17 protein-coding genes are annotated in these 22373 nt (G+C 61.7%); 15 read left to right on the plus strand and 2 right to left on the minus strand.

All coding sequences use genetic code 11. From position 1 onward, the window contains the following. Positions 1-172 precede the first annotated feature (172 nt). A complete protein-coding gene (locus BT116_RS17930; protein WP_003205632.1) occupies positions 173-490 on the plus strand; it encodes a Rieske (2Fe-2S) protein in 318 nt (105 codons plus the stop codon). Here the strand turns inward: BT116_RS17930 and sfsA are convergent. Both sfsA and BT116_RS17940 read right to left on the minus strand, forming a co-directional pair. Further along, entirely contained in the window at positions 446-1192 is a 747-nt protein-coding gene (gene sfsA, locus BT116_RS17935; protein ID WP_072346160.1) for a DNA/RNA nuclease SfsA, read from the minus strand. The two genes, BT116_RS17930 and sfsA, sit on opposite strands and share 45 nt — an antisense overlap. Further along, positions 1192-2364: a pyridoxal phosphate-dependent aminotransferase gene (locus BT116_RS17940; protein ID WP_072346068.1), complete on the minus strand. Its 1173-nt coding sequence runs from the start codon at positions 2362-2364 to the stop codon at positions 1192-1194. Before BT116_RS17940 ends, sfsA begins: the two co-directional genes overlap by 1 nt. 351 nt (positions 2365-2715) lie before the next feature. Here BT116_RS17940 and dksA point away from each other — a divergent pair, with 351 nt between their 5' ends. The 14 genes from dksA to BT116_RS18005 all read left to right on the plus strand — a co-directional run bounded on the left by dksA (position 2716) and on the right by BT116_RS18005 (position 22269). After that, the gene (gene dksA / locus BT116_RS17945) at positions 2716-3159 is read left to right on the plus strand and encodes an RNA polymerase-binding protein DksA (protein ID WP_003205639.1); all 444 of its coding nucleotides are present in this window, start codon (positions 2716-2718) and stop codon (positions 3157-3159) included. Between the two features lie 155 nt (positions 3160-3314). Next, positions 3315-4196, plus strand: coding sequence for a tRNA glutamyl-Q(34) synthetase GluQRS (gene gluQRS, locus BT116_RS17950; RefSeq protein WP_072346070.1), 882 nt, complete (start codon positions 3315-3317; stop codon positions 4194-4196). A 78-nt stretch (positions 4197-4274) separates the two neighbouring features. Next, positions 4275-4451, plus strand: a complete 177-nt coding sequence (locus BT116_RS30660) for a hypothetical protein (protein WP_003176118.1) — start codon at positions 4275-4277, stop codon at positions 4449-4451. After that, entirely contained in the window at positions 4435-7389 is a 2955-nt protein-coding gene (locus tag BT116_RS17955; protein ID WP_161951744.1) for a sensor histidine kinase, read from the plus strand. The genes BT116_RS30660 and BT116_RS17955 overlap by 17 nt, the downstream gene beginning before the upstream one ends. A gap of 22 nt (positions 7390-7411) precedes the next feature. After that, positions 7412-8845: a sigma-54-dependent transcriptional regulator gene (locus BT116_RS17960; protein WP_063324342.1), complete on the plus strand. Its 1434-nt coding sequence runs from the start codon at positions 7412-7414 to the stop codon at positions 8843-8845. Positions 8846-9562: 717 nt separating this feature from the next. Beyond that, on the plus strand, positions 9563-10960 hold the full coding sequence (locus tag BT116_RS17965; RefSeq protein ID WP_057450877.1) for a polynucleotide adenylyltransferase PcnB: 1398 nt from the start codon (positions 9563-9565) through the stop codon (positions 10958-10960). 3 nt (positions 10961-10963) lie between these two features. Continuing rightward, a complete protein-coding gene (gene folK / locus BT116_RS17970) occupies positions 10964-11449 on the plus strand; it encodes a 2-amino-4-hydroxy-6-hydroxymethyldihydropteridine diphosphokinase (RefSeq protein WP_072346072.1) in 486 nt (161 codons plus the stop codon). A 350-nt stretch (positions 11450-11799) separates the two neighbouring features. After that, the gene (gene panB, locus BT116_RS17975; RefSeq protein ID WP_072346074.1) at positions 11800-12600 is read left to right on the plus strand and encodes a 3-methyl-2-oxobutanoate hydroxymethyltransferase; all 801 of its coding nucleotides are present in this window, start codon (positions 11800-11802) and stop codon (positions 12598-12600) included. Next, complete coding sequence (panC, locus tag BT116_RS17980; RefSeq protein ID WP_072346076.1) at positions 12597-13457, plus strand: pantoate--beta-alanine ligase; 861 nt, start codon at positions 12597-12599, stop codon at positions 13455-13457. Before panB ends, panC begins: the two co-directional genes overlap by 4 nt. A 327-nt stretch (positions 13458-13784) precedes the next feature. Next, a complete protein-coding gene (pgi, locus tag BT116_RS17985; protein WP_060740585.1) occupies positions 13785-15449 on the plus strand; it encodes a glucose-6-phosphate isomerase in 1665 nt (554 codons plus the stop codon). 217 nt (positions 15450-15666) lie between these two features. Next, on the plus strand, positions 15667-17604 hold the full coding sequence (acs, locus tag BT116_RS17990) for an acetate--CoA ligase (protein WP_072346078.1): 1938 nt from the start codon (positions 15667-15669) through the stop codon (positions 17602-17604). A 297-nt stretch (positions 17605-17901) separates the two neighbouring features. Beyond that, entirely contained in the window at positions 17902-18918 is a 1017-nt protein-coding gene (locus tag BT116_RS17995; RefSeq protein ID WP_072346082.1) for a class I SAM-dependent rRNA methyltransferase, read from the plus strand. A 120-nt stretch (positions 18919-19038) separates the two neighbouring features. Continuing rightward, positions 19039-21972: a DUF748 domain-containing protein gene (locus BT116_RS18000; RefSeq protein ID WP_170845985.1), complete on the plus strand. Its 2934-nt coding sequence runs from the start codon at positions 19039-19041 to the stop codon at positions 21970-21972. Continuing rightward, positions 21973-22269 carry a DUF2845 domain-containing protein gene (locus BT116_RS18005; RefSeq protein WP_072346084.1) on the plus strand — a complete coding sequence of 99 codons (297 nt, stop codon included), beginning with the start codon at positions 21973-21975 and terminating at the stop codon, positions 22267-22269. It abuts the gene before it with no gap. Positions 22270-22373 lie beyond the last annotated feature (104 nt).

Here is a 22373-nt window from a genome sequence, read left to right on the forward strand (position 1 = left end):
TTTCACAGGACCGGGCATGGCCAAGTATCCTCAGACACCTGTGAAGAAGGCGACATTTGATAATTGTTTTCATTTGACCGTCAAGCGTGGATCTTTTGCCACACGAAACCTTGTGGGAACGAGCTTGCTCGCTCCCACAGAGTCTCACTCCGACAGACATATAGAGACACACATGAAGTTTCTTTGTACCGCCGCCCAATTGCCCGACAACGGCAGTCGCGGTTTCGACCTCGATGGGCGCAAGGTGCTGGCCGTGCGACGCGCCGGCCAGGTCTATGCCTATCTCAACCGCTGCCCGCACCGGGGCGTGCCGCTGGAATGGCAACCCGACCAGTTCCTCGACCCCAGCGCCAGCCTGATCCAGTGCGCCACCCACGGCGCGCTGTTCCTGATAGAAAGCGGCGAATGCGTGGCGGGCCCTTGCGCCGGTCAGTTCCTCGCTGCCCTAGACAGCCGGGAGGACGAGCAAGGCATCTGGGTCGAGCTCTAGCAGCACCGGCAACGCGCGATCCACCCACATCTGCTCGAGCGTCAGCGTGACCCCATAGGCCAGCACCTCTACACCCGCCGCCACCGCATCACGCAGGGCTGCGGCGTATACCGGGTCGATTTCCTGTGCCGGGCGCACCGCTTCGATGCCGCTCAGGTTCACACAATACAACTGCACCGCCCGCACACCGTCCCGGGCCAGGCAGGCGAGCTCCCTCAGGTGCTTGGCCCCGCGCAGGGTCACCGCATCGGGAAACGCCGCCACATTCGTGCCATCGAACCCCAGCGTGACACTTTTGACTTCGACCCAGGCCGAGCCGTGGTCGTAGTCCAGGCGAAAATCGATACGGCTGTTTTCCACCCCATAAGCCACTTCACGCTTGAGCCCGGTAAACCCGTTCAGTTCGCTGATGACCCCGGCGCGCAAGGCTTCTTCGATCAACGCGTTGGCCCGCGCGGTATTGATGCAGGCCAGCCGCCCTTGAGGGGTTTCGCCGATTTCCCAGGTGCCGGGCAACTTGCGCTTGGGATCGCTGGAGCGACTGAACCAGACACGCGCGCCTTCAGCCATGCAATTGAGCATCGAGCCGGTGTTGGGGCAGTGAACAGTGAGCAGTTCGCCATGAACGGTCTCGATATCGGCGAGAAAACGCTTGTAACGTCGAATCAAGCGGCCTTCTTCCAACGCAGGGGAAAATTGCATCAGCCTTTCCAGCTCCATAGTCCACGTTCGATTCGTGCCACCGCTTCCTGTAGCCGCGGCAGGCTCTGGGTGTAGGCGAAGCGCACGTGGTGACCGGCCTGATGGCGACCGAAATCCAGGCCCGGCGTGAAGGCCACGTGTTCGGTTTCCAGGAAGTGCTGGCAGAACGCAAAGGCATCGCCGCCGAACGCACTGATGTCGGCATAGAGGTAAAACGCCCCTTCCGGCTCCACCGCAATACCGAAGCCCAATTCACGCAAGGCCGGCAGTAGAAAGTCACGGCGCCGCGCAAACTCGGCCCGCCGCTGCTCGAAGATCTCGATGGTCGCCGGCTCGAAACAGGCCAGGGCGGCGTACTGGGCCATGCTCGGCGCACTGATGTAGAGGTTCTGCGCGAGTTTTTCCAGCTCGCCGACAGCCGCCGAAGGGGCCACCAGCCAGCCAAGTCGCCAGCCGGTCATGCCGAAATACTTGGAGAAACTGTTAAGGACAAAGGCATCGTCATCGACTTCCAGCACGCTGGCGGCGTCGGTGCCGTAGGTCAGGCCATGATAGATCTCGTCCACCACCAGATGGCCGTTATGGCCCTTGATGACCTTGGACAGCCCCGCCAATTCGTCCCGGGTGAGAATCGTCCCGGTCGGGTTGGCCGGTGAGGCCACCAACGCACCGACGCTGTCCTGGTCCCAATGGCGGTTCACCAGGTCTGGCGTCAATTGGTAACGCACCTCGGGCCCCACTGGCACCAATTGCGCTGCCCCTTCGACCAGGCGCAGGAAATGACGGTTGCACGGATAACCGGGGTCGGCCAGCAGCCAATGCTTGCCTGGGTCCACCAGCAAAGCGCTGGCCAGCAGCAACGCGCCGGACCCGCCCGGGGTCACGAGGATGCGCCGGGGGTCAATCTCCACCCCATAACGCTGGCCGTAGAAACCGGCGATGGCCTCGCGCAGTTCTGGAATGCCACGGGCCGCGGTGTAACGGGTCTTGCCCGCTGCCAGCGCGGCCTGGCCGGCCTGGATGATTGGCTCGGCCGTGGTGAAGTCCGGCTCGCCGATCTCCAGGTGGATGACGTCATGCCCGGCGGCCTGCAGTTCGTTGGCACGGGCCAGCAACGCCATCACATGGAAAGGTTCGATGGCGCGGCTGCGCGCACTGTAGGGCTGAGCCATTGGCCTTCCTTCAGGGGAAAAAAGAACCGATTCTACCCAACTCTCCAGCCAAGTCAGAAACAACTGCGGGAACAGGTGGCAACCGCAAGTGGTCTGAGCCCGTGGATTGCAGGAAATGACTCCCGCGATTGGCCCAGGCTTGACTAGAATCAAGCATTGAGCAGGTTTAAATCCCCACCGAAGCGAACCCGGCCATGTTTTACAAGCCCCGGCCGCCGCAGGCTCGACAACCGGGAGTAGCGCGGCCCGATTTGATCTGGTAAGTTCGCCCGCTTGCAGCCGCAGGGCCGGCAGGTGTCGGTGATGGAGCAATCCTGCGTAGTGGATTACAAGAGTAGAGGCGGTCCATTCATGCCCACCCAAGCAAAGCAAAATCAAAATCAGTCGCTCAGCGGGTTTGAGCCTTACGTCCCGCAAGCTGGCGAAGAGTACATGGGCGCCCCCATGCGCGCGCACTTCACCAAGATCCTGAACAAGTGGAAACAGGACTTGATGCAGGAAGTCGACCGCACCGTGGATCACATGAAAGACGAAGCGGCCAACTTCCCCGACCCGGCCGACCGTGCCAGTCAGGAAGAAGAGTTCAGCCTCGAGCTGCGTGCCCGTGATCGCGAGCGCAAGCTCATCAAGAAAATCGACAAGACCCTGCAACTGATCGAAGACGAAGAATACGGTTGGTGCGAGTCCTGCGGCATCGAGATCGGCATTCGCCGCCTGGAAGCCCGCCCGACGGCCGATCTGTGCATCGACTGCAAGACCTTGGCGGAAATCAAGGAAAAACAGGTCGGCAAGTAATCGCCGGCGCTGTCACCGAAACGGAGCGTTCATACGCTCCGTTTTTTGTTTCCGATATTTTCTCCAAGTCTGAAAAACCCTGCTCGCTCCCACAGGGGATATGCTTTGTTGTCGAGATTGCATGCCAACCGCCCGGACCCAGTAACATTCGCCCTATGACTGCCTACATCGGACGCTTCGCCCCCACCCCCAGCGGCCACTTGCACTTCGGCTCACTGGTCGCCGCACTGGCGTCGTACCTGGATGCCCGCGCCGTGGGCGGGCGCTGGTTGCTGCGCATGGAAGACCTCGACCCGCCCCGGGAAGAACCGGGCGCGCAAGCGGCGATTCTCAAGGCACTGGAAAGCTACGGGTTCGAATGGGACGGCGAGATGGTTCGCCAGAGCGAACGCCATGACGCCTATGATCAGGTCATCAACCGATTGTTCAGCCAAGGCCTGGCCTATGCCTGCACCTGTTCGCGCAAACAACTGGAAGCGTACCAGGGCATTTATCCGGGGCTGTGCCGCAATGCCGGGCACGGCACCGAGGACGCCGCCATCCGTCTGCGCGTCCCCGAGCTTGAGTACCACTTCACCGACCGGGTCCAGGGCGAGTTCCGCCAGCACCTGGGCCGTGAGGTCGGCGACTTCGTGATCCGCCGCCGCGACGGGCTCTACGCCTATCAATTGGCCGTGGTCCTGGACGATGCCTGGCAAGGGGTGACCGATATCGTGCGCGGCGCCGACCTGCTGGACTCCACGCCGCGCCAGCTCTACCTGCAAGAACTGCTCGGCTTGCCGCAACCGCGTTACCTGCACGTGCCGCTGATCACCCAGCCCGACGGGCACAAGCTCGGTAAATCCTACCGCTCACCGCCCCTGGCGGCCGATCAGGCCACGCCATTGTTGTTACGGGCGTTGCGCGCACTGGGCCAGCAACCGGGCCTCGAACTAGTCGACGCCAGTCCACGGGAACTGCTGGCTTGGGGCATTCGCCACTGGGATGCGGGCAAGATCCCGCGCACACTGAGCCTGCCCGAAGCGCAAATACGTTGACGGCCCTTGCAGCTTGGCGCCCATCCGTTACCATCGCCGCACGTTTTTTGGGCACGCGCATAAATTAGAGAGGCCGGGATGTATATCTATCGCTTGGTCCTGCTCCTGGTAGTGGGGATTTATCTGTTCTCCCCGGCCATCATGGATTGGTGGATCGATGCCACGGGTGCCTGGTATCGGCCGTATCTGCTCTGGCTGATCCTGATTGTCGTGACCTTCATCCTGCAGAGCCAAAAAGATGCCGATGAGCTTTAGCCTGACCCAGATGGTCCTGATCAGCGCCGCCTACCTGGCAGTGCTGTTCGGCGTAGCCTGGATCAGCGAACGAGGCATGATCCCGCGGGCGATCATCCGCCACCCGCTGACCTACACCCTGTCGCTGGGTGTCTATGCCAGCGCATGGGCGTTCTATGGCACGGTCGGGCTGGCCTATCAGTACGGCTATGGTTTCCTCTCCAGTTACCTGGGGGTGTCAGGGGCGTTCCTGCTGGCGCCGGTGTTGCTCTACCCGATCCTGAAAATCACCCGCACCTACCAACTGTCGTCGCTGGCCGACCTGTTCGCCTTTCGTTTTCGCAGCACCTGGGCCGGCGCGCTGACCACGATCTTCATGCTGGTCGGGGTGTTGCCGCTGCTGGCCCTGCAGATCCAGGCCGTGGCCGACTCCATCAGCATCCTGACCCGCGAACCGGTGCAGCACCGGGTGGCGCTGAGTTTCTGCGTACTGATCATCCTGTTCACGATTTTCTTCGGTTCCCGACACATCGCCACGCGGGAGAAACACGAAGGCCTGGTGTTCGCCATCGCTTTCGAATCGGTGATCAAGCTGATTGCCATCGGTGGTGTCGGTCTCTATGCCCTGTATGGCGTGTTCGATGGCCCGCAACAGCTGGAAATTTGGCTGCTGCAGAACCAGACGGCCCTCGCCGCCCTGCACACACCGTTGCAGGAAGGCCCATGGCGCACGCTATTGCTGGTGTTCTTCGCATCGGCCATCGTGATGCCGCACATGTACCACATGACGTTTACCGAAAACCTCAACCCGCGCTCGCTGGTCAGCGCCAGTTGGGGCCTGCCGCTGTTCCTGCTGCTGATGAGCCTGGCGGTACCGCTGATCCTCTGGGCCGGCTTGAAGCTGGGCGCCAGTACCAATCCGGAATATTTCACCCTGGGCATCGGCATCGCCGCCAACAGCAAGGCCCTGGCGTTGCTGGCGTATGTCGGCGGCCTGTCGGCGGCCAGCGGCTTGATCATCGTCACCACGCTGGCATTGTCGGGCATGGCCCTCAACCACCTGGTGCTGCCGCTCTACCAGCCACCGGCCGAAGGCAATATCTACCGCTGGCTGAAGTGGACACGGCGGGCGCTGATCGTCGCCATCATCATGGCCGGCTACGGCTTCTACCTGATGCTGGGCGAGGGGCAGGACCTGGCCAACCTGGGCATCGTCGCCTTCGTGGCCACCTTGCAGTTCCTGCCCGGGGTACTGTCGGTGCTGTATTGGCCGACCGCCAACCGCCGCGGCTTCATCGCCGGCCTGCTGGCAGGGATCCTGGTGTGGCTGGTCGCGATGCTGTTGCCGCTGATGGGCAACCTGCAGGGCTTCTATATTCCGCTGCTGAACATGATCTACGTGCTCGACGACACCAGTTGGCATATGGCGGCCATCGCCTCCCTGGCGGCGAACGTGCTGATGTTCACCCTGATCTCGCTGTTCACCAACGCCAGCAGCGAAGAGGCCAGCGCCGCCGAAGCCTGCGCGGTGGACAATGTCCGCCGCCCGCAGCGCCGCGAACTGCACGCCGCCTCGCCCCAGGAATTCGCCACGCAACTGGCCAAGCCCTTGGGCGCCAAGGCCGCGCAAAAGGAAGTCGAACAGGCCCTGCGAGACCTCTACCTGCCTTTCGATGAACGTCGCCCGTATGCCCTGCGTCGCCTGCGGGACCGGATCGAAGCCAACCTGTCCGGCCTGATGGGCCCCAGCGTGGCCCAGGACATGGTCGAGACGTTCCTGCCCTACAAGGCCGGCGGCGAAAACTACGTCACCGAAGACATCCACTTCATCGAGAGCCGCCTCGAGGATTACCACTCGCGCCTCACGGGCCTGGCCGCCGAACTGGACGCCTTGCGCCGTTACCATCGCCAGACCCTGCAGGAACTACCAATGGGCGTGTGTTCCCTGGCCAAGGACCAGGAAATCCTGATGTGGAACAAAGCCATGGAAGAACTCACCGGGATCGCCGCCCAGCGCGTGGTCGGTTCACGCCTGAGCACCCTGGGCGAGCCGTGGAAAGGCTTATTGCAAGGTTTCATCGACCTGCCGGACGAGCACTTGCACAAACAGCACCTGGCCCTCGACGGCCAGACCCGTTGGCTGAACCTGCACAAGGCGGCGATCGACGAGCCGTTGGCACCCGGTAACAGCGGCCTGGTGCTGCTGGTCGAAGACCTGACCGATACCCAGATGCTCGAAGACAAACTGGTCCACTCCGAACGACTGGCAAGCATCGGTCGGTTGGCCGCCGGGGTGGCCCACGAAATCGGCAACCCGATCACCGGCATCGCTTGCCTGGCGCAGAACCTGCGCGAAGAACGCGAGGACGACGGCGAACTGACGGAAATCAGCGGCCAGATCCTCGAACAGACCAAGCGCGTGTCGCGCATCGTCCAGTCGCTGATGAGCTTCGCCCATGCCGGCGGTCACCAGCACAATGACGAGCCCGTCTGTCTGGCCGAAGTGGCCCAGGATGCCATTGGTCTGCTGGCGCTCAACCGGCGCAATTTCGAAGTGCAATTCTTCAACCTGTGCGATCCGGACCACTGGGTCGATGGCGACCCCCAGCGGCTCGCCCAGGTGTTGATCAACCTGCTGTCCAACGCGCGGGACGCCTCACCGGCCGGCAGCGCGGTGCGGGTCAAGAGTGAAGCCTTCGAACACACGGTCGACCTGATCGTCGAAGACGAAGGCAGCGGTATCCCACAGAACATCATGGACCGATTGTTCGAACCTTTCTTCACCACCAAGGATCCTGGCGAAGGCACCGGTCTGGGCCTCGCACTGGTCTATTCCATCGTTGAAGAGCATTATGGACAAATCACCATCGACAGCCCGGCCGATGTACAAAGCCAACGCGGCACCCGTATCCGGGTGACCTTGCCGCGTCATGTCGAAGCGACGTCCGCTGTGAACTGAGACCGTCGAGAGAATCGAATCAATGCCGCACATTTTGATCGTCGAAGACGAAACAATTATCCGCTCCGCCTTGCGCCGCCTGCTGGAACGCAACCAGTACCAGGTCAGCGAAGCCGGTTCAGTGCAGGAAGCACAAGAACGTTTCAGCATTCCAACGTTTGACCTGATCGTCAGCGACCTGCGCCTGCCTGGCGCCCCGGGTACCGAGCTGATCAAGCTCGGCCAGGGCACACCCGTGCTGATCATGACCAGTTACGCCAGCCTGCGCTCGGCGGTCGACTCCATGAAAATGGGTGCGGTGGACTACATCGCCAAACCGTTCGACCACGATGAGATGCTCCAGGCCGTGGCCCGCATCCTGCGCGACCGACAAGCGGCGACCAGCAACCCGGCGGAACCCGCCGGCAAGGCCAGTGCCTCGACGAAAGCCGGCGCCAGTAACAATAATGGCGAAATTGGCATCATCGGTTCCTGCCCGCCCATGCAGGACCTGTACAGCAAGATCCGCAAAGTGGCCCCGACCGACTCCAATGTCCTGATCCAGGGCGAGTCCGGTACCGGCAAGGAGCTGGTAGCCCGAGCCCTGCACAACCTGTCACGCCGGGCCAAGGCACCGATGATTTCGGTGAACTGCGCGGCGATCCCGGAAAGCCTGATCGAGTCCGAACTGTTCGGCCACGAAAAAGGTGCGTTCACCGGCGCCAGCGCCGGGCGCGCAGGCTTGGTGGAAGCGGCGGACGGCGGCACGCTGTTCCTCGATGAAATCGGCGAACTGCCACTGGAAGCCCAGGCGCGGTTGCTGCGGGTGCTTCAGGAAGGCGAAATCCGCCGCGTCGGCTCGGTGCAGTCGCAAAAGGTCGATGTCCGCCTGATCGCGGCCACCCACCGTGACCTCAAGAGCCTGGCGAAGATCGGCCAGTTCCGCGAAGACTTGTATTACCGCTTGCACGTGATCGCCTTGAAGCTGCCCGCCCTGCGCGAACGTGGCGCGGACGTCAATGAAATCGCCCAGGCATTCCTGGCTCGCCAGAGCGCGCGGGTCAACCGCACCGATCTCAAGTTCGCCCCGGACGCCGAACAGGCCATCCGTCATTACGCCTGGCCGGGTAACGTTCGTGAGCTGGAAAACGCGGTCGAGCGGGCGGTGATCCTGTGCGAGAGCCCGGAAATCTCTGCCGACCTGCTGGGCATCGACATCGAACTGAGCGACCTGGACGACGAAGAATTCATCGGCCTGGCCCCGCAACAGGGCGGCGCTGCCAACAACACCAGCCACGAGCCCACCGAAGACCTGTCCCTGGAGGACTACTTCCAGCACTTCGTCCTGGAGCACCAGGACCACATGACCGAGACCGAACTGGCACGCAAACTGGGCGTAAGCCGCAAGTGCCTGTGGGAAAGGCGCCAGCGCCTGGGGATTCCACGGCGCAAGACCGGAGCGACCAGCGAAAGCTGAGGTGTGGGCGGTAACACCGCCGAATGTGAAAAAACTGTTACCTCAGCTTTTTCACGTAACAGAAGCCGGGGTTTACGGTAACGAAACCCCGGCTTTTTTTCGCCCCGGAAAAATGGTTATAACCCTAGAACCCCCGGTTTCGCTGGGCCTCGCAAAAGTTGGCACGCACCCTGCTATAGCTTTGGTACAAGAACAATAACAAGCAATGCAAAAGACAATAAAAATAAGACGAATCGACTCACGCACAATAAAAACAAGACGGCGAGAGGCGCAGCTAACTGATTCTTTTGGAGAGGCGTTGTATTTGGGGCTTGCCCCACAACCAGGCCGAGAACAATAAAAACTGTCTCAAGACAGGTGCCTGAACTGGTTGGATCGATTGATCACTGCAACACAGCGACCAAAGCAATCCGTTTGCTCTTGGCTCCCGATTGGGAGGGTCACGAAGGGAAAACCTCGTGACGCGGGCACTCAACAAAAACAAGAAGCCCAAAACCAATAATAAAAACAGAGCACGTAACTAATTCTGGGGGAGCTTCGGCTCCCCTTGTGGTTTCTGTCGTTCCGCCTCCCCGCAGCCTACAAAGCTTGTCGCTTGAAGCTTGCAGCTCAAAACTGCTGCGTCCTACACCATCCCTCGACTAAATGCTAGAATCTCGGCCCATCATGCGGCCATTCTTCGTTTTTGGCCGAATATTCCTTCAAACAGTGCATCCCATGCTGAAGAAGCTGTTCCAGTCATTCCGTTCTCCCTTGCGTCGTACGCAACACATTCGCAGCACGCCTGAAGTGCTCAACAGCGGCCAGCATTCACTGCAGAAGGCCCAGTTCAGCCGTTATGCGGTGAACATCGTCGAACGTTTGCAGAACGCCGGTTACCAGGCTTACCTGGTCGGTGGCTGCGTGCGCGACATGCTGCTCAACATCACCCCAAAGGATTTCGACGTCGCCACCAGCGCCACGCCGGAACAGATACGGGCCGAATTTCGCAACGCGCGGATCATTGGCCGGCGCTTCAAACTGGTCCACATCCACTTCGGTCGCGAAATCATCGAAGTGGCGACCTTCCGCGCCAATCACCCGCAAAACGATGAAGAAGAAGACAGCAACCAGTCTTCCCGTAACGAAAGCGGGCGCATCCTGCGCGATAACGTCTACGGCACTCTGGAAGAAGACGCGCAACGCCGCGACTTCACCATCAACGCCCTGTATTACGATCCCGTCAGCGAACGCATCCTCGATTACGCCAACGGCGTACACGACATTCGCAATCGCCTGATCCGCCTGATCGGCGACCCCAAGCAGCGCTATCAGGAAGACCCGGTGCGCATGCTGCGGGCCGTGCGTTTCGCCGCCAAGCTGGATTTCGGCATCGAAAAACACAGCGCCTTGCCGATTCGTGAACTGGCGCCGATGCTGCGGGAAATCCCTTCGGCGCGCCTGTTCGAGGAAGTGCTCAAGCTGTTCCTGTCGGGCAACGCCGCAGACACCTTCGAGATGCTGGTGGACCTGCAGTTGTTCGATCCGCTGTTCCCCGCCAGTGCCGAGGCCCTGGAGCACAACCCGACCTACACCCACACCTTGATCAGCGAAGCACTGATCAACACCGACCTGCGCATCAAGCAGAACAAGCCGGTGACGCCGGCGTTCCTGTTCGCCGCCTTGCTCTGGCCTGCCCTGCCGGCTCGGGTGCTGCGCCTGCAAGAGCGTGGCATGCCGCCGATCCCGGCGATGCAGGAAGCCGCCCACGAGCTGATTGCCGAACAGTGCCAGCGCATCGCCATTCCAAAACGCTTCACGATGCCGATCCGCGAGATCTGGGACATGCAGGAACGCCTGCCACGGCGCAGCGGCAAGCGTGCCGACCTGCTGCTGGACAACCCGCGTTTCCGCGCCGGCTACGACTTCCTGCTGCTGCGTGAAAGCGCGGGCGAGCAGACCGATGGCCTGGGTGAATGGTGGACCGATTACCAGGACGCCAACGACAGCGAACGCCGCGACATGATTCGCGAGCTCAGCGGCAAGGATGACGGCGCCAGCGGCCCGCGCAAGCGCCGCCGCAGCAGCGGTGCCAAGCGCAAGCGTGCCGGTGTACCGAGCGCATCGGGCGAGTAATCGATGGAACGCATCTACATCGGCATGGGCAGCAACCTGGCCGAACCCGCCGAACAATTGCGCAGTGCCATCCAGGCGCTGGCGCAATTGCCCGATACCCAACTGGTGGGGGTCTCGACGTTTTATCAAAGCGATTCCCTGCTGCCCGGCCAGCCGCGCTACACCAACGCGGTGGCGGTGCTGGACAGCCGCCTGGCACCGCTGGACCTGCTCGATGCGCTGCAAGCCATCGAAACCGGACAAGGTCGCGAACGCCTGGAACGCTGGGGCCCACGCACCCTGGACCTGGACATCCTGCTGTTCGGCGATCACCTGATCGACGAGTCTCGCCTCAAGGTCCCTCACTACCACATGCAGGCCCGAGCCTTCGTGCTGTACCCACTGGCCGAGTTGGCACCCGCCGACCTGCGCCTGGCCGATGGGCGCTTGCTCAAGGATCTGCTCGCGGCGTGCCCATTCGTTGGCCTGGAACGCCTGCCGCCTATCTGACAAAGCCCCCCTGTGGGAGCGAGTTTGCGGCACATCCAGCATCCAGGGTGACTGACACACCGCCATCGCGAGCAAGCTCGCTCCCGCAGCATCAGGGACCCGGCAGTCAGATCCGAGACACGCCTCTACGCTGAAACGCATCAGTAACCCCGGTAACACCCGGCGGTAACACATCCAATTGACTTCCCGAGAGCTCCTCACGACTATAGGCGTCCCGATGCCGCCAACGCGGCGTTTAAAGGGCGCAATCCAGGCCTTACAAGCACCACACATAGAGGGTGCGCCTGTATAGATGACGATTCATGCGCGTTACTCGCAGTAGCTCAAGAGCGCCTAATGAGGACTTTTTCATGCCAGCTATTACCCTGACCACGCTGCAAGGTCTCAAGCAAAAAGGTGAGAAAATCGCCATGCTGACCTGCTATGACGCAACCTTCGCCCACGCCTGCAATGAGGCCGGTGTCGAAGTGTTGCTGGTGGGCGATTCCCTCGGCATGGTGCTGCAAGGTCACGACAGCACGCTGCCAGTGACCACCGTCGAGATGGCCTACCATGTGGCCGCCGTCAAACGCGGTAACACCGATGCACTGATTCTCGCCGACCTGCCATTCATGGCCTACGCCACCCTTGAACAAACCATGACCAACAGCGCCATGCTGATGCAGGCCGGTGCCCATATGGTCAAGGTCGAAGGCGCGTTGTGGCTGGCCGATTCGATTCGGCTGCTGGCCGAGCGGGGCATCCCGGTGTGCGCGCACCTGGGCCTGACCCCACAAGCGGTGAACATCCTCGGTGGCTATAAAGTCCAGGGCCGCAATGAGAACCAGGCGCGGCAGATGCGCGCCGATGCGATTGCACTGGAGCAGGCTGGCGCGGCGATGTTGCTGCTCGAATGCGTGCCCAGCGAGCTGGCGGAAGAAATCACCCAGGCGGTGAAGATCCCGGTGATCGGGATCGGCGCCGGCCACGCCACCGATGGCCAGGTACTGGTGCTGCACGACATGCTCGGGCTGTCGATCACCGGTCGCGCGCCCAAGTTCGTGAAAAACTTCATGGCAGGGCAAACGTCCATCCAGGGCGCCCTGAGTGCCTATGTCGCTGAGGTCAAGGCCGTGACCTTCCCGGGCGCCGAACACGGGTTTTCTGCATGAATACCGTCAAAACCGTACGCGAACTGCGGGCCGCCGTAGCCCGTGCCCGCGGCGAAGGCAAACGCATCGCTTTCGTGCCGACCATGGGCAACCTGCACAGTGGTCACGTGGCGCTGGTCACCAAGGCCGCGCAACGGGCCGACTTCGTGGTGGCGAGCATTTTCGTCAACCCACTGCAATTCGGTGCTGGCGAAGACCTGGACAAATACCCTCGCACCCTGGCGGCCGACCAGGAGAAACTGCTCCAGGCCGGCTGCCATCTGTTGTTCGCGCCCAGCGTCGAAGAGATGTACCCCGACGGCATGGCCGGGCAGACCCGGGTCAGCGTCCCGCAATTGTCCGAAGGCCTGTGCGGCGCCAGTCGCCCGGGGCATTTCGAGGGTGTGGCGACGGTGGTCAGCAAACTGTTCAACATGGTCCAGCCTGACCTGGCGGTGTTTGGCCAGAAAGACTTCCAGCAACTGGCGGTGATTCGCGCACTGGTCCATGACCTGAACATGCCGATCCAGATCATCGGCGAACCGACCGTGCGCGCCGAGGACGGCCTGGCGCTGTCCTCGCGCAACGGCTTCCTCAGCCCGGACCAACGTGCCATCGCGCCCGTGGTCTATCGCGTCCTGAGGCAGATCGCCGAGGCCATCAAACAGGGCCGACGAGATTTCCCGGCGCTGATCGACGAGCAGCTCAAGCAGCTCGAAGCGGCCGGCCTGCGTCCCGATTACCTGGAGATCCGTCACGCCAAGACCTTGCGCCCGGCATTGAGCGAGGATCGCGACCTGGTGATCCTGATAGCGGCGTTCCTGGGCACCACGCGGTTGATCGACAACCTGCACCTGGATCTCGACACGCCCGCCTAAGCATCACCAAACCCTGTGGGAGCGAGCTTGCTCACGATAGCGATAGGTCAGTTGATAGAGATGTCGACGGACACACCGCTATCGCGAGCAAGCTCGCTCCCACGGTAAGCAATCTGCGTTTCCGTTTGTCGGACCTTTCCCGCCCAGTTGTATAAAAAAGTACCGGGAATCGGTCTGACAAAGTCAAGACAGATCGCAACGCGAGGTTTACTGTATTCGCCCTGCGTCCGGCGATCGTGTCGATGCAGTGTCCGGACGCCCACCTCGAGCCGCGCCGGAATTTTTAGTGTACAAAAGGTCGTTCAAGTAAAAAGGAAACCCGCAGCGATGGCGTATTACCGAACCCCTCATGACGTGACCGCTCTGCCAGCCTGGCAAGCGCTGAATGACCACCGCAAAGCCATGCAGGATTTCAGCATGCGCGAAGCGTTCAATGCCGATCCGCAGCGTTTCACTCAATTCACCCTGTCGAGCTGCGGCCTGTTTCTCGACTACTCGAAAAACCTGATCAACGCCCAGACCCGCGATCTGCTGGTGGGCCTGGCCAACGAAGTCGACCTCAAGGGCGCGATCAAGTCGCTGTTCGAAGGCGAAATCGTCAACGCCTCGGAAAACCGCCCTGCCCTGCACACTGCCCTGCGTCGGCCGGTGGGCGACAAGTTGCTGGTCAACGGCGTCAACGTGATGCCGGACGTGCACAAAGTGCTGAACCAGATCACCGACCTGGTGGGCCGCATTCACGACGGCCTGTGGCGCGGCTACACCGAGAAGCCGATCACCGACGTGGTGAACATCGGCATCGGTGGTTCTTTCCTCGGCCCCGAGCTGGTGTCCGAAGCGCTGTTGTCCTACGCGCAAAAAGGCGTTCGCTGCCACTACCTGGCGAACATCGACGGCAGCGAGTTCCATGAACTGACCATGAAGCTGCGCGCCGAGACCACGCTGTTCATCGTCTCGTCGAAATCCTTCAACACCCTCGAAACCCTGAAGAACGCCCAGGCCGCCCGCGCCTGGTACCTGGCCCAGGGTGGCTCCGAAGCGGAGCTGTACCGCCACTTCATCGCCGTGTCGAGCAACAATGCCGCCGCCGTGGCCTTCGGCATCCGTGAAGAGAACATCTTCCCGATGTGGGACTGGGTCGGCGGGCGTTACTCGCTGTGGTCGGCCATCGGCCTGCCGATCGCCCTGGCCATCGGCATGTCGAACTTCAAGGAATTGCTCTCCGGGGCCTATTCCATGGACCAGCATTTCCAGAGCGCCCCGTTCGAGCAGAACATGCCGGTGCTGCTGGCACTGCTGGGTGTGTGGTACGGCAACTTCTGGGGTGCGCAGAGCCATGCGATCCTGCCGTACGACCACTACCTGCGTAACATCACCAAGCATTTGCAGCAATTGGACATGGAATCCAACGGCAAGAGCGTGCGCCAGGACGGTACACCGGTGTCGACCGACACGGGCCCGGTCATCTGGGGCGGCGTCGGCTGCAACGGTCAGCACGCTTACCACCAGTTGCTGCACCAGGGCACCCAGTTGATCCCGGCCGACTTCATCGTGCCGATCGTCAGCTTCAACCCGGTTTCCGATCATCACCAATGGCTGTATGCCAACTGCCTGTCCCAGAGCCAGGCACTGATGCTCGGCAAGACCCGCGCCGAAGCCGAAGCCGAGCTGCGGGACAAGGGCGCCAGCGAAGAAGAGGTGCAGAAACTGGCCTCCCACAAGGTGATCCCGGGCAACCGTCCGAGCAACACCCTGGTGGTCGAACGCATCAGCCCACGTCGCCTCGGCGCACTGGTCGCGCTGTATGAACACAAGGTGTTCGTGCAGAGCGTGGTCTGGGGCATCAACGCCTTCGACCAATGGGGCGTGGAACTGGGCAAGGAACTGGGCAAGGGCGTCTACAACCGCCTGGTGGGCAGTGAAGAAAACCCGGCCGAAGATGCCTCGACCCAGGGCTTGATCAACTACTTCCGCGGGCGTCATCGCGGCTGATCGTAGGTCGAACCCCAAGCACTTACTTTTGTGGGAGCGAGCTTGCTCGCGATGACGATGACGATGACGATGACGATGAATCAGTTGACACTTATGTTGACTGACACACCGCCTTCGCGAGCAAGCTCGCTCCCACAGTTGTTTGTGCATGACTTGAACCCTCCGGCTACTGGGCGCATCTTTATGACTTGTCGCAAAACAAGAATAAGGAACCGTCATGTTCGATATCAGCCAGTACCCCCAAGCCGATGCCGTCCGCCGGGCTGCGCAACTGAGTCAGGACGAGTACAAGCGGCTCTATAAAGAATCCATCGAACACCCCAGCGCCTTCTGGGCCGAGCAGGCCACACGCTTTCTCGACTGGATGACGCCCTGGCAAACCGTCCAGCGCTATGACCTCAAGAACGGCGACGCGACCTGGTTCGCCGGTGGCAAGCTGAACGTCAGCGCCAATTGCATCGACCGTCACCTGCAAACGCGCGGCGACCAGACGGCAATCATCTGGGAAGGCGACGACCCCGCCGAATCGGCAGAAATCACCTACAAAAAACTACACAACCATGTGTGCCGCCTGGCTAACGTGCTGAAAAGCCGTGGCGTGAAGAAAGGCGACCGGGTCTGCATCTACATGCCGATGATCCCCGAGGCCGCCTACGCCATGCTCGCCTGTACCCGCATCGGCGCGGTGCATTCAGTGGTGTTCGGCGGTTTCTCGCCGGACTCGCTGCGCGACCGGATTCTCGACGCCGATTGCCGCACCGTGATCACCGCTGACGAAGGCGTGCGTGGCGGGCGCTTCATACCGCTCAAGCGCAACGTCGACAAGGCCCTGGAAAGTTGCCCGAACGTCAGCACCGTGCTGGTGGTCGAGCGCACCCAGGGCGAGGTGAACTGGGTTGAAGGCCGTGACCTGTGGTACCACCAGGCCATGCACGAGATGAGCGACGACTGCCCACCCGAACCGATGGACGCCGAAGACCCGTTATTCATCCTCTACACTTCCGGTAGCACTGGCAAACCCAAGGGCGTGCTGCACACCACGGGAGGCTATCTGCTGCAAGCGGCGATGACGTTCAAGTACGTGCTCGATTACCGCGACAACGAAGTGTTCTGGTGCACCGCCGATGTCGGCTGGGTCACCGGCCATAGCTACATCGTCTACGGCCCGCTGGCCAATGGCGCCACCACGCTGATCTTCGAGGGCGTGCCGAGCTACCCGAGCAGTTCGCGCTTCTGGCAGGTGATCGACAAGCATCAGGTCAACATCTTCTACACCGCACCGACCGCCCTGCGCGCGCTGATGCGCGAAGGTGCCGGCCCGTTGCAGGAAACGTCCCGCAAAAGCCTGCGATTACTCGGCAGCGTTGGTGAGCCGATCAACCCGGAAGCATGGGAATGGTATTTCAACACGGTAGGCGAACAGCGCTGCCCGATTGTCGATACCTGGTGGCAGACCGAGACGGGCGGCATCATGCTCAGCCCGTTGGTGAGCGCCCCACGGCTCAAGCCAGGCTGCGCCACCCGGCCGATGTTCGGCGTGCAACCGGTCTTGCTGGATGAAGTGGGCAAGGAAATCAGCGGCGCCGGCAGCGGCGTACTGGCGATCAAATCCAGTTGGCCCGGGCAAATTCGCAGCGTCTACGGCGATCATCAACGCATGGTCGACACCTACTTCAAACCCTACCCCGGCTACTACTTCACCGGCGACGGCGCGCGCCGCGACGAAGATGGCGATTACTGGATCACCGGGCGCATCGACGATGTGATCAACGTTTCCGGGCATCGCATCGGCACCGCCGAGGTGGAAAGCGCCCTGGTGCTGCACGACAACATTGCCGAAGCGGCCGTCGTCGGCTATCCCCATGACCTCAAGGGCCAGGGCATCTATGCCTTTGTCACGCCGATGAACGGTGTGGAGGCCAATGACGAGCTGAAGAAGGAACTGCTGGCCCACGTCAGCAAGGAAATCGGCAGCTTCGCCAAACCGGAGCTGATCCAGTGGGCGCCGGCGTTGCCCAAGACCCGTTCGGGCAAGATCATGCGGCGCATCCTGCGCAAGATCGCCTGCAACGAACTCGACAGCCTCGGTGATACCTCGACCCTGGCCGATCCAAGTGTGGTGGAGGGGCTGATCGACAAACGCCTCAATCGCTGAGCCAAACGACTCGGTTCCTCAGGGGCACCGTTCCTCTGTGGCAAGAGCCTTTATCTGCGGCAAGAGCCTTTATCTGTGGCAAGAGCCTTTATCTGTGGCAAGAGCCTTTATCTGTGGCGAGGGGATTTATCCCCGTTGGGCTGCGCAGCAGCCCCCCCTACAACAAGCGAGGTGTGGCTGACACTCCGAGTGGGCTGCTGCGCAGCCCAGCGGGGATAAATCCCCTCGCCACAGGTCGGTGCCGGGTTTGTATAACTGCTAAACTCCCGCGCCTCATTTCTCTAAGGCGCGCCCGGCATGTCTTCCTTGAATCAGGCGCTGCGCGCCGCCCTCGACCAGCGTCAGGAGCTGCTCGGCCAACTGCACGCGCAAGGCACCGACTGCTATCGCCTGTTCCATGGCAGCCAGGAAGGCGCGCCCGGCCTGACCGTCGACCGCTACGGCCCGCAACTGCTGGTGCAGAGCTTCCATCAGTCGCTGGAACGGGACGACCTGCTGCAACTGCACGGCCTCGTCAACGAACGGCTGGGCCTGGAAACCCTGTTGGTCTACAACGACCGCGCCCGCGGCAATTCGCGCGTCGACCGCCAGGACACCGTCTATCAGGCGGACGAAGCCGCCCTGCAAGACCTGGTCGGGCATGAATGGGGCTTGAATTATCGCGTTCGCGGTCGCCACGCCGGGCAGGATCCACTGCTGTTTCTCGACCTGCGCAACGCCCGAGGCTGGGTCAAGGCACACAGCCGCAACAAAAGCGTGCTGAACCTGTTCGCCTACACCTGCGGCGTCGGCCTGAGCGCTGCGGCCGGCGGTGCGCGGGAGGTGTGCAACCTGGACTTCGCCGAAGGCAACCTGGCCGTGGGCCGCGAAAACGGCCTGCTCAACCCCGATTTGCCGCCGATGGCGTTCGTGCAGTCGGATTACTTTCCGGCGATCCGCCAACTGGCCGGCCTGCCCATCAGCCAGCGGCGCGGGCAGAAACTGCCCAACTATGTGCGCCTGGAACAACGCCAGTACGACCTGGTGCTGCTCGATCCACCGGCCTGGGCCAAAAGTGCGTTCGGCACCGTCGACCTGTTGCGCGACTACCAAAGCCTGCTGAAACCGGCCCTGCTCACCACCGCCGACAATGGCGTGCTGATCTGCTGCAACAACCTGGCAAAAGTGTCCATGGACGACTGGCGCGAACAGGTACTGCGTTGTGCGGAAAAAGCCGGGCGCCCGGTGCGCGAGTGGAGCGTGCTGACGCCCGGCAGCGATTTCCCCTCCCTGGACCAGCAACCGCCACTCAAGACCCTGGTCCTCCAGCTCTAAGCCAGGCTCAGAATTCTCACGCAAAAAACGGACAAATCTCATAAATCACAGTGGCTTCGGAACCGTAAACGCATGCCATACTCCAAGGCATTCCGAATTCACACCAAGATGAAGCCGCACATGCCCAAAGGATTGATTCGCGCCATCGGCGCTCTGTTGACCGCACTGGCCCTCTACAGCCTATTGGGCTTTCTGATTTTGCCGGGCATCGCCTTGCGCATCGCCAACCAGCAACTGGCCGCCCTTGCGACGGTGCCGGCCCAGATCCAGCGCATTGAACTCAATCCCTTCAGCCTTGAAGTCACCCTCTGGGGCCTGAATATCGGCGAACCTGGCAAGGAACAGGTCGGCTTCGAACGGCTGTATGCCAACCTGCAGCTCGACAGCCTGTGGTCGGGCGCCCTGCACCTGGTCGACATCGAGCTGGACAAGCCCAAGACCGAAGTGATGTTCGCCAAGGACGGTCAATTGAACCTGCTGGGCCTGTTCAAGCTGCCGGCCAGCGAGCCGACGCCCGCCGCCCCCGAGGCCAAGCCGTTCCCCCTGCGGGTCGACCGAATCAAGTTGGCCGGCGGTTATGTGCATTTTCAGGACCTGCGCCCCAGCGAACCCATTGAGTTTCTCTACGACACCCTCGATTTCGAGCTGAAAAACCTCAGCACCCTGCCCGACGACAATGCCGACATGACCCTGGTGGCTGCTGGCCCCGAAGGCGGACAGATCGACTGGACCGGTAATTTCAGCCTCACGCCGATTGCCTCCCAAGGCACTCTCAAAGTCACTGGCGGCCAAATGAAAGCCTGGTGGCCCTATGTGCGCGACGCCGTGCCGCTGGTTCTGGAAAACGGCGTCCTGAACCTCAGCACCGACTACAAGCTCAACCTGGCCAAGGGTACCGAACTGCTGCTCAACAACGCCGCGGTCAGTGTCGCGCCCTTCGCCATCAAGGCACCCGATGGCCGTCCACTGGTGAAGCTCGAACGCCTGGACGTGAGCGAAACCTCGGTGGACCTGGCCAAGCAGCAAGTTATCATGGGCAAGATCCGTAGCCAGAAGCTGGAAACCTGGGCCGCTCGCGAGGCGGACGGGCAGTTGGACTGGCAGAAACTCTTCGCCAGCCAGCCGGCCAAACCGCAGGTCAAGGCTGAGCCGGCATCCGCCCCGGCAGCGGCAGACTCGCCAAAAGCTGAACCGGCACCGCCCAGCAAACCCTGGCAGGTGATGTTGAAGGATGTGCAACTGCGCGACTATAAGGTGCACTTGGCCGACCGCCAGGCCCAGCCCGCGGTGGCACTGGACGTCGGCCCGCTGAACCTCGACCTGCAGAACTACGACACCCTCAACGGCTCACCCTTTACCCTCAAGCTGGACACCGGGGTAGGCAAGCAGGGCAAGATCCTGGCCGACGGCCAGGTCAATCTGAACCCGATCACCGCCAAGCTCAAGGTCAAGACCCAGGACGTCGACCTGCGCGTCGCCCAGTCGTACATCAACCCGTTCATTCGCCTGGAGCTGCGCTCCGGGATGCTCGGCAGTGACTTGGCGGTCGACCTCAAAAGTACCGAACCACTGGCATTTGCCGTCACCGGCCGCGCCCAGGTCGATCAGTTGCACACCCTCGACACGCTCAAGACCCGCGACTTCCTCAAGTGGCAAAGCCTGGTCCTCGAAGGCCTGAATTATCAGCACGGTGACGGCCTTTCCATCGACAAGGTCAACCTGTTCCAACCGTACGCGCGCTTCATGATCAACGACGACCGCACCACCAACGTCGATGACCTGCTGATCCCGCAACCGGCCGACAGCGGCACGAAGAACACCGTGGCAAAACCAGCTCCCCAGGAAAAACCGCTGGGCATCCACATCGGTGGTATCGCCATCAATGACGGTTCGGCCAACTTCGCCGACTTCAGCCTGACACCCAATTTCGCCACGGCTATCCAACAGCTCAACGGTGCAATCGGCACGATCGACAGTCGCCAGGCCAAACCGGCCAGTGTCGACATCAAGGGCAAGGTCGATCGCTATGCACCGGTCACCATCAAAGGGGCGGTCAACCCCTTCGACCCGATGGCCAGCCTCAACATCGCCACCAGTTTCAAACGGGTCGAGCTGACCACCCTGACGCCCTACTCCGGCAAGTTCGCCGGCTATCGCATCCGCAAGGGTCGGCTCAATCTCGACCTGCATTACCGAATCACCCAGGGCAAGCTCCAGGCGGAGAACAAAGTGGTGGTCGAGCAGTTGCAACTGGGGGAGAAAGTCGACAGCCCGGACGCCGTGAGCCTGCCACTCAAATTGGCCGTCGCCTTGCTCAAGGATTCCGACGGCAAGATTTCCATCGAACTACCGGTGTCCGGCGATCTCAACGACCCGCAATTCAGCGTCATGCCGATCATCTGGCAGACCCTGCGCAACCTGGTGGTACGAGCGGCCCAGGCGCCGTTCAAGCTGATCGGTGGGTTGGTGGCCGGCGGCGGCTCGGAAGACCTGGGTAGCGTGGCGTTTGCGCCGGGCTCCAGCGACCTGAGCAAAGACAATGAAGGCGTGCTGCTCAAACTGTCCGAGGCCCTTGGCAAACGTCCGGAGCTACGCCTGGAGATCGAAGGCACCGCCGCCGAAAGCAGCGACGGCCCACTGCTCGCCGCCCAACGCCTGGAGCGCGAATACCAATACAACTACTACAAGATGCTGCAGCGTCGGGGCGACAAAGTTCCGGCCCAGGCCTCGCAGATACAGGTGCCCGAGGACGAAAAGGCGCCGCTGCTCGAAGGCATCTACCGCACCCGCCTCAAGACCCAACCGCCCGCCGAATGGACACAATTGGATAAAAAGGCGCGTATCGAGAAACTGCGTGAAGGCGTGATCAAGTTCTGGAGCGGCAGTGACGTGCTCTTGCGCCAACTGGGGCAGGAACGGGCCAGTAGCATCAAGGACTTCCTGGTGGACAAAGGCCAGTTGGCCGATGACCGCGTGTATTTCATCGACGCCAACCTCGGCCAGGCTGAGAGCGATGGCCGGGTGATTACCCCGCTGCATCTGGATGCCGAATAGATGAAGCCCTGGTTCGGGCTCTGCCTGGGTCTATCGCTGGCCACCGGCCAGGCCGCGGCTGCCGACACGCTGCGCTGCGGCAGCCAGCTGATCAGCGTCGGCGACCGCTCGAGCGAAGTGCTGCAAAAGTGCGGGGAGCCAGCGGCGCGGGATGACCTGGGCTACAAGCGCAGTGTCAACCGCCGGGAAGAATACCCGGTGGAAGAATGGACCTACGGCCCCACCAGCGGCATGTACCAGTACCTGCGTTTCGAAGGCAATCGGCTGGTGCAGATCACCAGCAAGCGGGGGCGCTGAGCTTGCCCGTACAGAGGCGTTGAATGTACTACCGCCATCGCGAGCAAGCTCGCACACAGGAGGATGGCGCTGAGCACTGATTTTGAGATCACCCAGAACAATGT

The sequence above is a fragment of the Pseudomonas sp. NFACC16-2 genome, assembly GCF_900119205.1.
Taxonomy (GTDB): Bacteria; Pseudomonadota; Gammaproteobacteria; order Pseudomonadales; family Pseudomonadaceae; genus Aquipseudomonas; species Aquipseudomonas fluorescens_Q.

What these genes read in the sequence shown, in the direction of transcription:
- pgi (WP_060740585.1), top strand. Translation starts at nt 13,785, where the DNA reads ATGGCGTATTACCGAACCCCTCATGACGTGACCGCTCTGCCAGCCTGG.
- BT116_RS30660 (WP_003176118.1), top strand. Translation starts at nt 4,275, where the DNA reads ATGTATATCTATCGCTTGGTCCTGCTCCTGGTAGTGGGGATTTATCTG.
- sfsA (WP_072346160.1), bottom strand. Translation starts at nt 1,192, where the DNA reads ATGCAATTTTCCCCTGCGTTGGAAGAAGGCCGCTTGATTCGACGTTAC.
- BT116_RS18005 (WP_072346084.1), top strand. Translation starts at nt 21,973, where the DNA reads ATGAAGCCCTGGTTCGGGCTCTGCCTGGGTCTATCGCTGGCCACCGGC.
- BT116_RS17965 (WP_057450877.1), top strand. Translation starts at nt 9,563, where the DNA reads ATGCTGAAGAAGCTGTTCCAGTCATTCCGTTCTCCCTTGCGTCGTACG.
- dksA (WP_003205639.1), top strand. Translation starts at nt 2,716, where the DNA reads ATGCCCACCCAAGCAAAGCAAAATCAAAATCAGTCGCTCAGCGGGTTT.
- panC (WP_072346076.1), top strand. Translation starts at nt 12,597, where the DNA reads ATGAATACCGTCAAAACCGTACGCGAACTGCGGGCCGCCGTAGCCCGT.
- acs (WP_072346078.1), top strand. Translation starts at nt 15,667, where the DNA reads ATGTTCGATATCAGCCAGTACCCCCAAGCCGATGCCGTCCGCCGGGCT.
- panB (WP_072346074.1), top strand. Translation starts at nt 11,800, where the DNA reads ATGCCAGCTATTACCCTGACCACGCTGCAAGGTCTCAAGCAAAAAGGT.
- BT116_RS17930 (WP_003205632.1), top strand. Translation starts at nt 173, where the DNA reads ATGAAGTTTCTTTGTACCGCCGCCCAATTGCCCGACAACGGCAGTCGC.
- BT116_RS17955 (WP_161951744.1), top strand. Translation starts at nt 4,435, where the DNA reads ATGCCGATGAGCTTTAGCCTGACCCAGATGGTCCTGATCAGCGCCGCC.
- gluQRS (WP_072346070.1), top strand. Translation starts at nt 3,315, where the DNA reads ATGACTGCCTACATCGGACGCTTCGCCCCCACCCCCAGCGGCCACTTG.
- BT116_RS17995 (WP_072346082.1), top strand. Translation starts at nt 17,902, where the DNA reads ATGTCTTCCTTGAATCAGGCGCTGCGCGCCGCCCTCGACCAGCGTCAG.
- folK (WP_072346072.1), top strand. Translation starts at nt 10,964, where the DNA reads ATGGAACGCATCTACATCGGCATGGGCAGCAACCTGGCCGAACCCGCC.
- BT116_RS17960 (WP_063324342.1), top strand. Translation starts at nt 7,412, where the DNA reads ATGCCGCACATTTTGATCGTCGAAGACGAAACAATTATCCGCTCCGCC.
- BT116_RS17940 (WP_072346068.1), bottom strand. Translation starts at nt 2,364, where the DNA reads ATGGCTCAGCCCTACAGTGCGCGCAGCCGCGCCATCGAACCTTTCCAT.
- BT116_RS18000 (WP_170845985.1), top strand. Translation starts at nt 19,039, where the DNA reads ATGCCCAAAGGATTGATTCGCGCCATCGGCGCTCTGTTGACCGCACTG.